Raw genomic sequence first — 15,783 nt, 5'->3', positions numbered from 1 at the left:
TGGAGCGGAGCGGGCAGTGTCAGAGCTGGCTGGCCCGGTCCAGGTTGTATGTCGCGCTCGCCGCGTTGCTGACCAGGCCGGACAGCGGAAGCAGCTGGCTGATGAAGCGGTTCCAGCGGGTGATGCCGGCCGGTCCGACGAAGATGACGTCGCCCGGTTTGACCGAGAACTGCGCCGCCACGGCGAAGGCCGCGGGCGAGCTGTTGTCCAGCTGGTAGATGGTCGCGGGGGCTTTTTCCATGTCTTCCACGCCGCGGATGACGTACACCGATCGTCCGTTGGCGCTGCTCTGGTTGAGTCCGCCCGACCGGCCCAGTGCCTGCGTGAGCGTGAGGTCGCTGGTCTTGAACGAGATGGCCTGGGGCCGCAGCACCTCGCCGATCACGTAGGCCTCGTGGCGGTCGTTATAGGGCAGGTAGATACTGTCGCCGCCCTTCAGGTACACCTCCTTGCCGCCCTCGCGCGAGCGCGACAGCGCGTCCAGGTCGATGTGGTATTCGTGGTCGTCGCGGCGAAGCACCACGTCGGACAGGTCGGCCAGTTGCGCATTGACGCCGGCGCTGCCCACCGCTTGCGCGAGGGTCAGCGGCGTCACGGTGATGTTCTGCGGGTCGGTGCGCACGAACGCGCCACCGAGCGTCACCCGCTGGCTGGCGTACGCGATGATGCTGATATCGACCTGCGGCTTCTCCACGTATTTCGTCAGGCGATCGGTGATCGCCTGACGCAGCTCCTCGACGGTCAGCCCGGAGGCTTTCAGCAAGCCGACGTACGGATAGAACAGCGTGCCATCCGGCCGCACCATGCGGCCGTTGGCGCCGGTCTGCTGCTGCGAGCCTGCTGGCGAGGTGAGCTCGGGGTGTTCCCACACCGTGATGTAGAGCGAATCGCCGGGCCCGATGCGATAGGCATCGGGCTGGTAGGACGTGAGGGTGGGATCGATGGCAGGCGCGCTGGCCGTGGCACGATCCATCGCGATGAGCTTGGGTGTAATGGGCACCAGTTGGTACCGGCTACCCGTGGCGCTCTGCTTGTCGTTCAGTTCGCCGGTCTTCATGTGCTGGCCGGGCGCGAGGATGCAGCCATTGAGCAACAGGCAGCATCCCGCGGTACCCAGCGCAAGCCGCAGCCTCAACGCGTGCCGCCCGTGCCACCCGAGCCGCCGGTCCCCCCGGTGCCACCCGTGCCGCCCGTGCCGTCGTTGCCGGTGCCGCTGGTGTTGTTCGCGGCAGCGCCGGTGACGGCGCCCATGGCGGCGGTGCCGGGCCCGACGCGCGTCGGTGCGATTGCGCCGCGCGATGCCTCGCGCGCTTCATCGGGGCGCGCGACCCGCGGTGGCGTGGTGTCGGCGGGCCGTGCGTTCGGTGGGTTGGCCGGCGGTCGGTCGGTGCGTTGGCTCTGGGCCCAGGCAGGAATCGCGACGGCAAGTATCGCGCTGGCAAACAGCAGACGTCTCATGGTCGTCATCTCCGGTGATGTGAAGCGATGCATGTATGAATGCATGCATCGCGTAGGCAGGGTTATTCACTGCCAACTCGCAAGGAAGTGCAAGGTAATCGGCTGAACGTGCGTTATCGAAAATTCTTTTTGTGACACGACCCGCAAATCGCATGATCTTGCATTGCCGTCAAAATTCTGGCGGTGCAGCATGGGGTCATCGTTACACACACACTGCGAAGTGTTGAGTTGGCGGCCCCACGGGAATGTCGTGGGCCGACCGTCACGTGTTGGGCCGCTACGTGTCCCTGGAGGGGCAACGCGATCCCACGGGGGGCACGTACCTGGGCACGCCGATGAACCGGCGATCATCGCGTCGAAATAGGGTACCTGTCATGCAACTGTCCAAATTCAACGCGTTAGTGGATCTCGAACTTCGCGTAAGCGATCCCGTCTGCGCCGTGTCGGCCAGTTTCCTTGCCTACTACCTGCGCTTCGGCACGCTGGCGATGACCAGCCTGTATTCGGTGGCCCTCGTCATCCTCCTGTTGTCCACGCTGACGGCATCCGCCGTGTTCCGTGTCTATGAGCAGCCTATCGGGCAGCGTCCCATCGGCCAGTATTGGCGCATTGCAGCATCGTGGTCCATGGCGTTCGCCGTGCTGCTTGCATTGGGCTACCTGCTGAAGGTGAGCGAGTTGTATTCGCGCGGCTGGGTATCGCTGGCCTTCGTGCTCGGTCTCGCGTTCATGGCACTGGTTCGCCTCGTCGCTTACCGCGCAACCACCCGCCTGCACGAGCGTGGGGTGGGTATCAGCCGTTGCCTGCTGATCGGCGCGACTGACTCGGGCATCCATATGATCGAGCAGGTCGAAGCCAATCCCGCGCTGGGCATGAAGATCACCGCGTACGTGCGCACCAGTTACGACAACGGCGCCCCGGCGAACATCCCGATGGCCGGTTCGCTGCTGGAACTGGACGAGGTGCTGGCCTGCCGCGAATGGGACCAGGTGCTGGTGGCGCTGCCGGTCGGCGCCAACCGCGCCATCAACTACGTGCTGGACCGCATGGAACAACACGTCATGACGGTGAAATTCGTTCCCGACATGCTCGGTCGCCAGCTCATCAACCACCGCATGGAAGACGTGGCCGGCGTGCCACTGGTCACGCTGCGGGAAAGCCCGCTGCTGGGCAACGCATGGCTGTTGAAGGACATCGAGGACCGTGTCATCGCCGGCACCATCCTGCTGATGATCGCGCCGCTGATGCTCGCGTTGGCCGTGGGGGTGAAGCTGTCCAGTCCCGGTCCCGTCCTTTATCGCCAGCGCCGCGTCGGCCTGGACGGCAAGGAATTCGAGATGATGAAGTTCCGTTCCATGCCCGTGGACATGGAGAAGAACAAGGCCGTGCAGTGGGGCGGCGCACAGAACAAGACGGTGACGCGCTTCGGCCGCTTCATCCGGCAGACCAGCCTCGACGAGCTGCCGCAGTTCCTCAACGTACTGCGCGGCGACATGTCCATTGTGGGACCGCGCCCCGAGCGGCCGATGTTCGTGGAGAAGTTCAAGGGCGAGATCGCCGGCTACATGCACAAGCATATGGTCAAGGCGGGTATCACCGGCTGGGCCCAGATCAACGGCTGGCGTGGCGACACCGATCTGGTCAAGCGTATCCAGCATGATCTTTACTACATCAACCACTGGTCGCTGGCCTTCGACCTGCGCATCATCTTCCTCACCCTGTTCAAGGGCTTCGTGCACAGCGAGGCCGCTCCCGCATCCTCGGCACCGGGAAAGCCGGCCTTGCCGGCCGTCGCTCCCGCCGTGGAGGAATCGCGTTGATCGCGCTGCATCCGTCCTGCCATCCATCGCGCCGACCCGTGTCGTGCCGCTTGCCTCCCGAATCCGCCGGAATGATCGCTTGAAGCTCCTGATCTGCGGCGGGGCGGGCTATGTCGGCTCGCACATGGTGCGCTACCTCACCGGCCAGGGACACGAGGCGGTCGTCTACGACGATCTATCCACGGGTCACCGCCAGGCGGTGCCGCGCGAGGTCACCTTCGTCCATGGCGATATCGGCGATGCCGCACGCCTGGCGCGCGTGTTCGCCACCCAGCGCTTCGACGCGGTCATCCACTTCTGCGCCAAGTCGCTGGTGGGTGAATCCGTCGGCGAACCCTATGCCTACTACCGGAACAACGTGGCCAACACGCTGGTGCTTCTGGGCGCGATGCGCGAGGCAGAGGTGGATCGGCTGGTGTTTTCCTCCACGGCGGCGGTGTTCGGGCATCCGCAGGCCGAACGCATCGACGAGTCGCACCCGACCGCACCGATCAATCCCTACGGGCGGAGCAAGTTGATGATCGAGCACGTGCTGGCGGACGCAGCCAAGGCCTACGGGCTGCGCTCGGTCGCCTTGCGTTACTTCAATGCCGCGGGCGCCGATCCGCAAGGCACGATCGGTGAGGCGCACGAGCCGGAAACCCACCTGATCCCCAACGTGCTGAAGGCGGTGCTGGGGCAGGGCGCGGCTTTGAACGTGTTCGGCGACGATTACGCTACCCGCGACGGCACCTGCGTGCGCGACTACGTGCACGTGAACGACCTGGCCTCGGCGCACCTGCTGGCCATCGATTACCTGTCCGGGCAGCCCGGTGCCCATCGCTTCAACCTCGGCAACGGCGAAGGCTTCAGCGTGCGCGAGGTGATCGCCGCCGCCGAACGCGTGACAGGAAAGGCGGTACCGCACACCATCGCGCCACGGCGTGCGGGCGACCCGGCCACGCTGGTCGCCTCCAGCACGCTGGCCCGTACGGAACTGGGTTGGGAGCCGCGGGTGGTGGGTCTGGACGATATCCTGGCCAGCGCGTGGCGTTGGCACAGCGAGCCGGCGTTCGGGTAGCTCCCTAGGCTGCCAGCCGACCGATCCGCGCCAGCGCATCGGCTACTGGCTTGCCATCGACGAAGCACTCGCGAACCAGCGCGTTGACCTGGTCCAGCGTGGGACGGTAGCGGCGGAACCGCGCCAGCAGGGCGGCGTCACCCGCGAGCGCACGCATCCGCCCTGGCGCAGCATCCTGCGGCGTATCGGTATAGACGGCGTTGTCGCCCAGCCGGGTCTGGGTGGCCACGCCCATGTCCATGCCCGGCGACCGCGCCGCCACGATGATGTTGTCGTGGATGGCGGTGTCGTCGGGTACGCCTTGCCACCGCGTGGCCTTGAACACGGTGACTTCCGCTTCGGCGACGGGCTTGTCCGGGATGATGATGATGTTGTTGTAGATCCGGCTGCCGGCCACGGGGCCGGAGATGCGCAGCGAGGCACTGTCCGTGGCGCGCAGTGCATCGTTGATGCTGACGTTGAAGCGCACGACGGTGCCCGTGTTGCCCACGGCGGAGGCGTTGCGCCCGTCGTTGCACACCAGCGCCATGCCGCCGACGTTGTCGTGGCTGTAGTTGTACTGGATGACCGTGCCGCGGCAGTTGAAATCCGCGTCGTACGCCTGGCCGTCGGCATGGGCGCGGTGGTCGCTCACCTCGTTGTACTGGATCAGCGTGTCGTCGCAGTCGAACGGCCAGATGCCGGCGGCGGCTTCACCGCGTGGCAGGGCGCCGCACTGGCTGACCGTGTTGCGCTCCACGATCGCGCCGGTGCAGCCCTTGACCAGGATGGCGTCGCCGGGCACGCCGAGGAGGCGGTTGCCCCTGACCACCACGCCGGCGGCAAGGCCGGATCGGCGGCTGCCCGCGCCGAGGAAGAGAATGCCGTCGCGACCGCAGCGCTCGATGCGATTGCCCGCGATGGTGAGACCCTGGTAGCGGGTCGGGGTCTGCTTGCCCCCCGCCTGCACGAGGATGGCACTGCCACCGCCGTCCTTCTTGACCAGGCTGCCGTTGACGTCACGCAGGTACAGGCCTTCCAGCACGATGCCGTGCACCACGCCCGCATCCTGGTGGAACAGGTGCACGGCGGTCCGGCGTGGTGCGGGCTGCGCACCCGTATTGGATATCTCCAGGTGGCGCAGCTCCCAGTATTCGACGTTCTGCAGCCGCACCGTGGAGGGGCTGTCGCCGTCGGCGTGCAGATGGGGCAGGGCACCATCGCCATAGGCGTCCACCGTGACCGGCGCGCCGGCGCGGCCGGAGCCCTTCGGCAGGAAGGCGCCGGGGTAGTCGCCGCCACGACGGAACAGGATGCGGTCGCCGGGCCCGAAACGCGCCTGGTTCAGCCGTCGCAGGCTGCGCCAGGCCTGTGCGGGCGTCGAGCCGTCCCGGCCGTCGTCGCCATCGATCCCGTCGATATGGAACACGCGGCCCGAGGTGGCCGCGCGCAGCGGCGGCAGTGGCAGGAAGGCACAGGCGCCGGCGACCCAGGCCGAGCGGCGAAGAAAGGTGCGACGGTCCATGGTCATGCCCGCCTCAGCGCCGCTCGTCGAGCGTATAGCGATAGACCCCGCCGTGCTTCCGCAGCATGTAGGCGAAGCCGGCCAGGTGCTTCAGCGCGAGGCGCGAGAACTTGCGCGTGCGCCGCTTGTAGTCGTGCACGACGGAAATGCGCCGGCAGTAGTAGTTGCGCAGGCCCAGCTTGCGCGTGCGCACGCAGAACTCCGCATCCTCCGGGCCGAAGAAGATCCGGTCGTCGTAACCCATCAGCAGGGCGGCCACCTTTTTGGTGAAGGTCTGGTTGGCGCCCAGCACGTAGTCCACCTCGAGCGGATCGTCGGCATCGTCGAACGCGGTATCCACCATCAGGTGGCGGTCCAGTTCGCGCTGGACGAAGCCGAGCTTGCGCGTGGCCGGAATGCGGGCGGCGATGGGCTGGAAGAAGCGGGGAAACCGGCGGGTGGAATCCTGGCGCGTGCGGTCGACGTTGAGCAGTTCGAATCCCACCACGCCCGCGTCGGGGTGGGTCTGGAAGAACTCGTCGACGATGCTGCCGGGATCGGCGGTCAGGAAGATGGTGTCGTTGTCCAGCGTCATGCAATACCGGCCGCGGGCCAGGAACAGGCCGCGGTTGCGCGCGGGGCCCACGCCGTAGTTGCTGTCCAGCGGGAAATAGCGCACCTGCGGCAGCGTCGCGACGAATTCGGCGCTGCCGTCGCGTGAGCCGTTGTCCACGACGATCACCTCGTCGCGCTCGAAGTCCAGCTTGTCCATCAGCGAGAGCAGACAGCGTTGCAGGTTCTCCTTTTCGTTCCAGGTGATGATGACGATCGACAGGCGCACATCGGCCTCGCTCATGACGGTGCTCCAGCGTGGGGCGGGGTGGAAACGGGAGCCGGGGCGCTTGCGCGCATCGACGACGGGGTGATGACCGCGTTGGCCTTCACCACGAAATGGTCGGGGATGACCACCGGGCCGAAGATGCAGGCGCCGGTGCCGATGGTCACGTTGTCGCCGATCACGGGCGCCCCGTCGCCGGGAAAGCGGTTGCCGATGCATACCCGCGCGTAGAGGGTGCAGTTGGCGCCGATGGTGGTCTTGCCGTTCACGATGATGCCGAAGGCGTGGTAGATCACCAGCCCGGGACCGATGGTCGCGGTGGTCGGCAGGTAGCACTTGAAGACGAACTCGGCCAGTTTCTCCAGCACGCGCAGCGGTGCATGCAACGCCGTGCCGCGCGCGCCGGCCAGCAGCCGGTAGGTCAGGATGACCCAGAACGACTGGTCCAGCATCCACCAGGCCAGGCTGCGATACCCGGGCAGCGAGCGGAGCCGGCGTATGTCGGCGCGGAAAGCGTCAAGCATGGGAAGGGTCCATGGAAGGATCGGCGGTCGGTCGGCCGGAGAGCTGGGCGCGCACTTGCATGCGCCGTTTCGTTTCCGTGCGTTGCGCGGCGCGCCGCAGGTCGGCACGCGCGTAGAACATGCCCACGAAAAACCAGAAATAGGCCTCGTAGCCGCTGAACTCGATACAGGCCAGCATGAGGTAGCACAGCAGGAAGAACTTGATGTTGCGCTGCGCGCCCTCGGTACGGGTGAGCAGGATCTGCGCCGCCATGGCCAGGAACAGCAGCAACGACTGCACGCCACCTTCGAGCAGGAACTGCAGGTAGATGTTGTGGACGTTGTTCTCCACGAAGGTCAGCCCGGACAGTTGCTCCATCACCGGCACGCCGTTGCCCACCCCGTAACCGAGCAGGTTGTGCTCCAGGGCGGTACCCGCGCTGTTCCACAGGGCCAGGCGCCCGACGTTCTTGTGGGCCAGCTGGGTCTCGGCCTGGAGGTTGAAGCGGTCCAGCACCGGGATGTCGATCACCGACGAAAGCACCAGCCCGACCAGCAGCACGGCCATGGCCACGCCGAAAAACGTAAAGAAGTAATAGTGGCGGGACTTGCGCGCCTGGAAACAGGCGATGCCGATCGATACCGCGGTGCCGACCAGCCCGGCGCGCGACAGCATCATGCCGCTGGTCAGCAAGGCGATGCCGGCGGCGATCGGGTAGGCACGGGTGCCCAGCAGCAACAGGGAAAGCAGGGCCAGCAGGCTGGCTTCGATGTTGCGGCCGCCGGTGGACATGTACAGGATGCTGGAGGCGCCTTCGGTGCGCGCGTAGACCGCGCCCAGGCTGCCCGCGTACACCAGGTCGCGCAGGATGACGAAGGCGAGGCAGCAGCCCAGCATCCAGGTGAAGATCCGGCGCAGTTCCACGTCCTGCAGCTTGCGGCCGAAGACGACACCAAGGAAATACGATGCCGCCACGAACACGATCAGCGTGGAGCGCAGGCCGCCGCCGTAGGTGGCCCCGGCGGCCAGCGCGGTGGCCGCCATGGTGGCGATGAAGGCCGTGGCCGGATTGAGTTTCAGGTAACGCGCGGCGGGAAGGTAAAGCACCGGCATCAGCAGGAGCAGCAGGTGGTAGACGTTCACGTGCGACTTGCTGCTGGTGCTGTGGCCAAGCGGTATCTGCACGAACAGCATGGCCATCAGCACGATGGCGGCACCTCGGGTCTTGTGGATCGCGATGGCCATGCGCTCAGCCGATCGCCCGGCCGAAGAACTTGTGCAGCAACACCTTCAGCGTGGACTTGTAGCCGCCCAGCGACAGGTTGCGCACGATCTCGCGCAGCGGTGCGCGCTGGCCGCCGATGACGAACTGGATGTTGCGATGGTTGCGTTTCTGGTCGGCGCTCATCAGCCGGGCATGCTTGGCCAGGAAGCGCTCGCTGCCTTCGGCGCGCTTGCTGGAGTTGCGTATGCGCGCCCGCGAGCGGTCGTCGTCGACGAAGGACAGCACGGCCCGCGTGCGCAGGGCTGGGCCGAAGCGGTCGGCCAGGCGTATCCACATGTCGTAGTCCTGCCAGGACGGCATGGCCTCGTCGAAGCCGCCCAGCTCGCGCATCCGCGACAGTTCCGTCAGCACCTGGTTGCCGGCCAGGTTGGCGTAGAGCAGGGCGGGCAGCGCCAGGCGCTCGGTCGCGTTCAGCTCGGCCACGCCGTAGTGCCGGCCGCGCAACGCGGCGATCTGCGCCTCGTCCTGGAAATAGCGGAACCGGCTGCACACGAATGATACGTCGTGCCGGCGGTAGAGCTCGACCAGGCACGCGATGCGCTGCGGATGGAACAGGTCGTCGTCGTCCAGCCCGGTCACATAGGTGCCGGTGGCGTGCTCGATGCAGCGGTTGCGGGCACGGCAGGCACCCTGCGGCGTGTCGTTGCGCAGGTAGGTGAAGCGCCCCGGGTGGCGCTGCGCGTACGCGTCCACCACCTCGGCGGTGTCGTCGGTGGAGGCCTCGTCGCAGATCAGGATCTCGATCCGCGGGTAGCTCTGCGCCAGCACCGAATCCACCGCGCGCCGCAGCAGGGCCGAGCGGTTGCGCGTGGGGATGTATACGCTCACCAGCGGCAGGGTGTCGGTCATGCGCGTACCGCCTGGAGCTGTCGATGGATCAGGATATGGCGGCTGTGCCAGATCACCCACGCGAGTGCCGGCGCGGCGAAGGCGAAACGCACGGCGCTGGCTGTCCAGCCGTCGCCCGGATACACCGCGACGGCCAGCATCAGGCACGCGTAGGGCACGACGCTGGCCATGACCCAGGCGTCGAAGAACTCGCGTGCCGTGGTCTGGATAAGCTTCGACGAGAAGAAGTAATACGAAAGCACCGTGGACAGCACCTGGCTGAGGGCGAGGGCGATCGCCATGATTTCCAGCGAGCGGGATGCCGCGCCCGCCACGCTCACCGCCAGCGTGATCCCGCAAATCCGCACATTCCAGCCGAATTCGATGTCCGAGCGGCCGCGGCTCTGGCTCAGGGCGCCGATCAGCGAGCCCAGCGGCCGCAGCATGCCGAACAGCAGCATCAGCGGGACCAGGCGCGCGACGCCGTCGTAGCGATGGCCGTAGAGGATCGAGACGGCGGGCGGCGCGAACACCGCCAGCATGATGAAGACCACGGCGCTGAAGATCGCCACGCCGCGCAATCCGACGAGGAAGATGCGGCGCAGGGCCTCGGGATCGTCCTGCACCGTGGCCAGCCGGGGCAGGGCCAGGCGTCCGGCCACGGGCATGATCAGCTTGGTCGGTTGCAGCACCAGTTCCTTGGCCAGCGAGTACACGCCCAGCGAGGACAGCCCGAGGAATTTGCCCAGGATGATCTGGTCGGCCTGGCTGCGCAGCTGGTTGATCACCTGTGAGCCGAGCTGGAAGGCGCCGTAACGAAGGGCCTCGCGCATGATGCCACGGTCGAAGGTGCGGCCCGGATGCCACTCGCGCTCGGACACGGCGAGGAAGCAGACAAGGCGCACCAGGCTGTTCACGATCATCGCGTACACGGCGGCCTCGATGGACGCCTGGAAGCCCAGCACCAGCACCAGCAGCGTGGCCAGCCCGCACAGCCGGCCGATCACTTCGATGCGGGCCAGGCGGGGCAGGCGGAACGCCTTGATCAGGCTGGCCTGGTACTGCGCCGCCACGCCCAGCAGGACGAAGTTCACCGTCGACAGGCGCAGCAGGTCGCCCAGCAGGTCGGACCGGTAGAAATAGGCCACCGCGTACGAGATCGCGAACAGCGTCGCCGCCGACGCCAGGCCCAGCCCCACGCTGATCATGAACAACGAGGTGCGCTGCGGGCGGCTGATGTCCTGCCGGTGGATCAGGTAACTGCTCAGGCCCATGTCCTGCAGCAGCGTGGCGATGGCGTTGACCACGTTGACCATGGCCAGCGCGCCCAGCATGTGTGCGTCGACGTGATGCGCGAGTACCGCGATCTGCAGCAGCTGGCTGCCCGCGCTCACCACGGTGGACCCGGCCGTCCACAGCGCATCGCGTCGTGCCGAGGTCATCGGGCTGCCTGCGCGTGCAGCTGCGCGGCAAGGCTGTCGTGCAGCCGGCGCTGGTCGAAGTGCGTCTCCACGGTGTGCCGGGCCTCGCGCGCGATGGCCGCCAGGTCGAAGTCGCCCGCCTGGATACGCGCCAGCACGTCCGCCAGCGCATCGACGTCGCGCTCGGGCACCAGCCAGCCGGAACGGCCATCCTCGATCAATTCGGGGATGCCGCTGTGCACCGTCGAAAGACACGGCACGCCGCTGGCCATGGCCTCCATCAGCGACACGGGGATGCCTTCCTGGTCGCCGTCGGCCGCGGTGACGCTGGGCAGCGCAAACACATCGGCACCACGCAGGGCTTGCTGCACATAGGTCGTGTCGCGACGGCCGAGGATATGGATGGCATCCTGCATGCCTTGCTCGTCGACGAAACGCCGGAGTGTCGTGTGCAGCGGGCCGTCGCCGATCACGTCCAGGTGCAGGGGAACACCGCGCCGCACCAGCTGGGCGACGGCCTCGCAGAGGTAGCGCACGCCCTTCTTTTCGACCAGGCGCGCCACGCACAGCAGGCGCAATTCGCGTCCGGGGGCCGGCGCGCCGTTCGTCGCCGGCGGCGCGTAACGGAATCCCTCCAGGTCCACGCCCATCCGGTGCACCTGGATCTTTTCAGCCGCGCAACCCAGAGCCTCCAGCTTGCCGCGCCAGCGCTGGCTGATCGGCAGCATCCGCTCACCATGCGCGAACAGGTGGCGATAGTCGGCCGCATGCCGCGCCAGCACGCTGTGCTGCGACAGATCGAAGCCGTGGAAGACGGTGTACAGCGGCCCTTCGATCAGACCGAGCGTGCGCAAGTGCGTGGCCAGCACGCCAGTCGGGCCGAAGTGGGCGACGATCGCCCGCGCCCGCAGAGGCGTAGGCAGGCGGCGTACCGCACCGGCCAGCACCAGGCTCTTCGCCGCGTGGCCGAAGCGGCGCACGGACAGCGCGCGCCGCACGCGGGCGCTGGGCAGACCGGGCAGCACGCGGCGCAGCCGCCGCAACAGCACCTGCCAGGAGGCCGACGCGCTGGCCGGGTGATCGAAGACGAAGGTCGCCCGTGCCATCAGGCCGCGCGTGTCCACGATGTCGCCGGGCACGGGGGCCGGCCCCCGGCTGATCGCGAGGATACGTACGTCGAACCCGCGGTCCAGCAGGCCGACGATCTGGTCGATGACGAAGGTTTCCGAATACCGTGGAAACTCGGCGAGGACGAACAGCACCGGCATGCTCAGGCTCCGATCCCCAGGGTGGCTAGCACGGATTCGCGTGCGAAGGCCTTTTCCCGCGCCGCCGCGATGGCCACGCGAGCGCGCAGCGTGTCGTCCCGCAACAGCGCCAGCACCTGGCTGCGCAGGCTGCCGTCGAGCAGGGCGGTGACCGGCACCGCCAGTTCGTCCACGCCCAGGCGCTTCATGATGCCCTCGGACTTGTGTTCGTAGTTGAGCGCCACCGACGGCGTGCCGAAGTTCATCGAGAGGATGGCGCTGTGCAGACGCGTGCCGATGGTCAGCACGCATGCACCCAGGCAACGGCCCAGGTCTACGTCGGTCAGCTCGTTCATTTCCACGTGGTAGGCCTCGGCGTGGCGCATGCGCGCACCGACGCGCAAGGCCACCATGCGGTCGTCCTTCGGGTAACCGTCGATCGCCGTGCAGGTGGAATACGCCACCACGCGGTAGCCTGCCTCGATCACCGCGTCCAGCAGGATGGCGAAGGCTTCCTCGTACTGCGCCTGGGTCACGCCCAGCCGCTTGTCGAACGGGGCCAGTTCGCGGAAGGTCACCGCGACGGTGGGCGGATCGGCGATGGCCACGGGTGCGCCTGGGTCCACCAGCCACGCGGTGTCCGACGTCCAGCGCAGCGTGTCCTGCGGGATGCCGTCCTCGGCCATGTAGCGCGCGCTCACTTCCTCGCGCAGGGCCAGCGCCTCGACGCGGCGCATGACATCCCGGGAAATGCGCCGGAAGAAGGGTTGCCGGAACGGCCCCACGCTGTGGCCGATCATGTAGACCGGCCGCCCGGCGAGAAGCGCGCAGATCGACTGGTCGTACTGGGTGGGGCCGTACAGGTCGACGAAGAACGATCCGCCCACCTGGATCACCAGGTCGTAGCCGGCCATCCACGCGATGGTGTCGCGATGGCGTTGCGGCAACGGTACCCAGCGCGCCCACCACCGGCCGGTGAGATGCGCATGCAGCAGGCGCGGCACGAGGCGACGCAGCAGCTGCGGGCGAAACCGGCCGAAGCGCTGGCTGGCCGCTTCGCGGTAATAAGCATCCAGTCCGTCGGGTAACAGCGGGCGGCCGAGCAGGTAGGCGGAGCTGGTCGGGAAGCGGCTGGTGACATCCACCTCGCAGCCCGGCAACGCGGCCGCCAGGCACTCCAGCAGCCCGCGCAGGATCGCGGCGTCACCGCGGTTCCCGCAAGTGTGGTTGCCGACGATCAGGATGCGTGACATGGGAACGCCTTCATGCGGGATCCGCCTGGTACTTGTAGTAGGCATAGGCGGAATAGCCGGCGGTGCGCCGCTCCACGGCGTTGAAGATGGCGCCCTTGAGTTCCACGCCGTTCTGCTCGAAGCGTTGCTTGGCCAGCGCCAGTTCGCGTTGCTTGTTCAGGCCGAAGCGCGCCACCAGCAGGCTGGTGCCGGCGTGGTGGCCGATGACCGCCGCGTCGGTTACCGCGAGGATCGGCGGCGTATCGATGATGATCAGGTCGTAGGCTGGGACGACGCTGGCAATGAACTGCGTGAAATGCGCATGCATCAGCAGTTCGGACGGGTTAGGCGGCACCTGCCCGCGGCTGATGAAGTGCACGTTCTCGGTCGGCCCCGGCTGTATGACGTCGGCCAGCGCGGCGCTGCCGACCAGCAGGTCCGACAGGCCGCGGCCGGTGCGCACGCCGAGCAGCTGGTGCAGCGTACCGCGACGCATGTCGCCGTCGACCAGCAGCACGCGTTGCCCGGCCTGCGCGATCACGGCGGCGAGATTGGCCGAGACGAAGGTCTTGCCGGCGAAGGGGCTGGAGCCGGTGATCATCAGGATGTTGTTCTTCGCCTCCAGTCGCGCGAAATGCAGGCTGGTACGCAGGCTGCGGATCGATTCGATGGCCAGGTCGGCAGGGTCGGCGATGGCCAGCAGCGGACCGTGCGCGGCGTGCGAGCGGCCGCGACGCAACATTCGCGTACCCTGGCCCGGGCTCAGCGGCACGGAGGCGTAGACGGGCAGGCCGAGGTCCTCGATCAGCGCGGGGTCCTCGATACCGCGGTTCAGTATCTGCCGCAGGAAAACGAAGGCCAGCGCGAGGAAGCCGCCGAGGAAGGTGACGACGATCACCACCAGCGCCTTGCGCGGCTGCACCGGCACGTTGGGATCCACCGCCGCACTGTCCACGATGCGCACGTTCCCCACCGTGCCGGCACGCGCGATATCCAGCTGCTGTGCCTGGTTGAGCAGGCTGGTGTAGGTGTTGCCGCTGACCTGCGTGTCACGATTCAGCTTGAGCAGCTCCTGCTGTGTGTCCGGCAAGTCGCCCACTTCCTTCTGCATCCGCGCCTTCTGGGCCTGCAACTGGCCCATCTGCTGTTGCAGCGCCTTGTACGCGGGGTGATCGTGGGTGAAGCGCCGTTCGATATCGGCCTCTTGCAGGTGAAGTTGCTGGAGGTTGTTCTCCACGGACACGATCTGGTCCAGCAACCCCTTGGTCTGCATGCTCAGGTCCACGGAGTGGGACTTCATCTGGAACGCGTTCATCGCCGCCTGGGCCTTGTCCAGGTCCTGGCGCACCTTGTGCAGCTGGTCCTTGACGAACTGCAGCTGGCTGGCGGCTTCCGCAGAATTGCGCTCGACGTTCTGCCGCACGTAGGCGTGCGTGACGTGCTCGAGCACCTGCCGCGCGAGATCGGGATCGGCGTTGTTGTAGGTCAGCCCGATGATTCCGGAGTCATTGCCCTGTTCCAGCGCAACGATATCGGACTGCAGTTTCGTCGTGGTCGTCAGCCGCGGCTGCACGATTACGTCGAAGCGGGTGCCCGGGTTGGCCACCAGCTGGCGGATCTGCAAGGTGACGCCCTTGCCGGTCACCGGCTGTCCCACCGCACCCTGGGCCACGCGGTTGCCGTCGTCGTCGTACAGGCTGAAGCGACCGCCGGCTTCGGCGCGCAACTCGAAGGTCGCGCTCATGCCCGGATCGGGCAAGGTCAGGCGGAAGATATCCACCAGTTCACCGCCCCAGCCGTAGCGGCTGAGACCGAAGCGCGGCTTGCCGGGCTGGCCGGGCTTGTGTCCGCGAGACAGATAGTTGCCGATCAGCGGCATGCGCCTCGGTTGCACCTGGACGTTCAGGCGCATGTCGTCCACGGTCTGTCCCACCACCAGTCGCGAGGTGATCAGAGCTATCTCGGTCACCGCCTGCGACGCACTGGTTCCCAGTGACTGCGACAGGTCGCTCAGGCCCGGCAGGCTGGGCGTTTTCTGTTCGACCTGCACCACCGCGGTCGCCTGGTAGATAGGCGTGGCGAGCACCGTATACAGCACCCCGGCCACGAAGAAGCAGCCGGTGATCGCCACGATCATCCACTTGTGATCCAGCAACGTGCCGAACAGCGCGTTGAGGTCGATGGTGTCGTCGTCGTGTGCCTGCTCAATCTTCGTCGTCATGCGGCGGCGTGGTTTCCTGGGTCATGAAGGGGACGCCTGGGCGTCTGCGTTGCACACCCGGTAAGCCGCTTCGACGGCGTGCGTCGATGGCATGTGCTTGGTCGCGTCAGGGCGAGTCACGTGTGTGATCGGCGCCGATGAGCTTTGAGCTTAGTCGCGCGGGGAGGGCACTCAAAGCGAGCGAGGTCGGTTTTGCGACATGCGTCAAGGAACCGTCGATTTGTGGCGGTGTGTTGCGTGACAGCATTATGTTTTTGTTAAATATTGGCGTAATTTATTGCACGAATATCTAATGAATCGTTCATTGGTTGGTCATTTCGCTTTTGGATTCATGGTTTTGGGTGTTTGGCTGGGGGTCGTGGGAATTGGCGGATTCGTTCCGGGGT

General features: G+C 66.7%; 13 protein-coding genes. 2 read left to right on the top strand and 11 right to left on the bottom strand.

Annotated elements, in window-relative coordinates; all coding sequences use genetic code 11:
* Window positions 1-19: 19 nt before the first annotated feature.
* Both ACVKN3_RS01665 and ACVKN3_RS01660 read right to left on the bottom strand, forming a co-directional pair.
* Window positions 20-1,135: a polysaccharide biosynthesis/export family protein gene (locus ACVKN3_RS01665; RefSeq protein WP_354512894.1), complete on the bottom strand. Its 1,116-nt coding sequence runs from the start codon at window positions 1,133-1,135 to the stop codon at window positions 20-22.
* Window positions 1,132-1,458 (bottom strand): hypothetical protein, encoded by a 327-nt coding sequence (locus ACVKN3_RS01660; RefSeq protein ID WP_354512896.1) that lies wholly within the window; start codon window positions 1,456-1,458, stop codon window positions 1,132-1,134. The genes ACVKN3_RS01665 and ACVKN3_RS01660 overlap by 4 nt, the downstream gene beginning before the upstream one ends.
* 374 nt (window positions 1,459-1,832) lie before the next feature.
* Between ACVKN3_RS01660 and ACVKN3_RS01655 the strand changes: the two genes are divergently transcribed.
* Both ACVKN3_RS01655 and galE read left to right on the top strand, forming a co-directional pair.
* The gene (locus tag ACVKN3_RS01655) at window positions 1,833-3,278 is read left to right on the top strand and encodes an undecaprenyl-phosphate glucose phosphotransferase (RefSeq protein WP_354512898.1); all 1,446 of its coding nucleotides are present in this window, start codon (window positions 1,833-1,835) and stop codon (window positions 3,276-3,278) included.
* A gap of 79 nt (window positions 3,279-3,357) precedes the next feature.
* Entirely contained in the window at window positions 3,358-4,338 is a 981-nt protein-coding gene (gene galE / locus ACVKN3_RS01650) for a UDP-glucose 4-epimerase GalE (RefSeq protein ID WP_354512900.1), read from the top strand.
* Between the two features lie 4 nt (window positions 4,339-4,342).
* Here galE and ACVKN3_RS01645 read toward each other — a convergent pair whose 3' ends face one another.
* The 9 genes from ACVKN3_RS01645 to ACVKN3_RS01605 are packed head-to-tail and all read right to left on the bottom strand — an operon-like array spanning window position 4,343 to window position 15,397.
* Window positions 4,343-5,842 (bottom strand): right-handed parallel beta-helix repeat-containing protein, encoded by a 1,500-nt coding sequence (locus tag ACVKN3_RS01645; protein ID WP_354512902.1) that lies wholly within the window; start codon window positions 5,840-5,842, stop codon window positions 4,343-4,345.
* A 13-nt stretch (window positions 5,843-5,855) separates the two neighbouring features.
* Window positions 5,856-6,677, bottom strand: a complete 822-nt coding sequence (locus ACVKN3_RS01640; protein WP_285401811.1) for a glycosyltransferase family 2 protein — start codon at window positions 6,675-6,677, stop codon at window positions 5,856-5,858.
* Window positions 6,674-7,183, bottom strand: coding sequence for a serine O-acetyltransferase (locus ACVKN3_RS01635; RefSeq protein ID WP_354512904.1), 510 nt, complete (start codon window positions 7,181-7,183; stop codon window positions 6,674-6,676). Before ACVKN3_RS01635 ends, ACVKN3_RS01640 begins: the two co-directional genes overlap by 4 nt.
* Window positions 7,176-8,408 carry an O-antigen ligase family protein gene (locus ACVKN3_RS01630; RefSeq protein WP_354512906.1) on the bottom strand — a complete coding sequence of 411 codons (1,233 nt, stop codon included), beginning with the start codon at window positions 8,406-8,408 and terminating at the stop codon, window positions 7,176-7,178. Before ACVKN3_RS01630 ends, ACVKN3_RS01635 begins: the two co-directional genes overlap by 8 nt.
* Window positions 8,409-8,412: 4 nt before the next feature.
* A complete protein-coding gene (locus tag ACVKN3_RS01625) occupies window positions 8,413-9,297 on the bottom strand; it encodes a glycosyltransferase family 2 protein (protein WP_354512908.1) in 885 nt (294 codons plus the stop codon).
* Window positions 9,294-10,718, bottom strand: coding sequence for an MOP flippase family protein (locus ACVKN3_RS01620; protein WP_354512910.1), 1,425 nt, complete (start codon window positions 10,716-10,718; stop codon window positions 9,294-9,296). The genes ACVKN3_RS01625 and ACVKN3_RS01620 overlap by 4 nt, the downstream gene beginning before the upstream one ends.
* Complete coding sequence (locus ACVKN3_RS01615) at window positions 10,715-11,965, bottom strand: glycosyltransferase (protein WP_354512912.1); 1,251 nt, start codon at window positions 11,963-11,965, stop codon at window positions 10,715-10,717. Before ACVKN3_RS01615 ends, ACVKN3_RS01620 begins: the two co-directional genes overlap by 4 nt.
* Before the next feature lie 2 nt (window positions 11,966-11,967).
* Entirely contained in the window at window positions 11,968-13,197 is a 1,230-nt protein-coding gene (gene wcaK, locus ACVKN3_RS01610; protein ID WP_354512914.1) for a colanic acid biosynthesis pyruvyl transferase WcaK, read from the bottom strand.
* Between the two features lie 10 nt (window positions 13,198-13,207).
* A complete protein-coding gene (locus ACVKN3_RS01605) occupies window positions 13,208-15,397 on the bottom strand; it encodes a polysaccharide biosynthesis tyrosine autokinase (protein ID WP_354512916.1) in 2,190 nt (729 codons plus the stop codon).
* Between the last annotated feature and the right edge of the window lie 386 nt (window positions 15,398-15,783).

The organism is Luteibacter sp. PvP120, assembly GCF_054055715.1.
This window is presented reverse-complemented; position numbering and strand designations above follow the sequence as displayed.

Coding starts and splice junctions, on each gene's coding strand:
- ACVKN3_RS01660 (WP_354512896.1), bottom strand. CDS start 1,458: ATGAGACGTCTGCTGTTTGCCAGCGCGATACTTGCCGTCGCGATTCCT.
- ACVKN3_RS01620 (WP_354512910.1), bottom strand. CDS start 10,718: ATGACCTCGGCACGACGCGATGCGCTGTGGACGGCCGGGTCCACCGTG.
- ACVKN3_RS01625 (WP_354512908.1), bottom strand. CDS start 9,297: ATGACCGACACCCTGCCGCTGGTGAGCGTATACATCCCCACGCGCAAC.
- ACVKN3_RS01645 (WP_354512902.1), bottom strand. CDS start 5,842: ATGGACCGTCGCACCTTTCTTCGCCGCTCGGCCTGGGTCGCCGGCGCC.
- ACVKN3_RS01655 (WP_354512898.1), top strand. CDS start 1,833: ATGCAACTGTCCAAATTCAACGCGTTAGTGGATCTCGAACTTCGCGTA.
- wcaK (WP_354512914.1), bottom strand. CDS start 13,197: ATGTCACGCATCCTGATCGTCGGCAACCACACTTGCGGGAACCGCGGT.
- ACVKN3_RS01605 (WP_354512916.1), bottom strand. CDS start 15,397: ATGACGACGAAGATTGAGCAGGCACACGACGACGACACCATCGACCTC.
- ACVKN3_RS01615 (WP_354512912.1), bottom strand. CDS start 11,965: ATGCCGGTGCTGTTCGTCCTCGCCGAGTTTCCACGGTATTCGGAAACC.
- ACVKN3_RS01640 (WP_285401811.1), bottom strand. CDS start 6,677: ATGAGCGAGGCCGATGTGCGCCTGTCGATCGTCATCATCACCTGGAAC.
- ACVKN3_RS01635 (WP_354512904.1), bottom strand. CDS start 7,183: ATGCTTGACGCTTTCCGCGCCGACATACGCCGGCTCCGCTCGCTGCCC.
- ACVKN3_RS01630 (WP_354512906.1), bottom strand. CDS start 8,408: ATGGCCATCGCGATCCACAAGACCCGAGGTGCCGCCATCGTGCTGATG.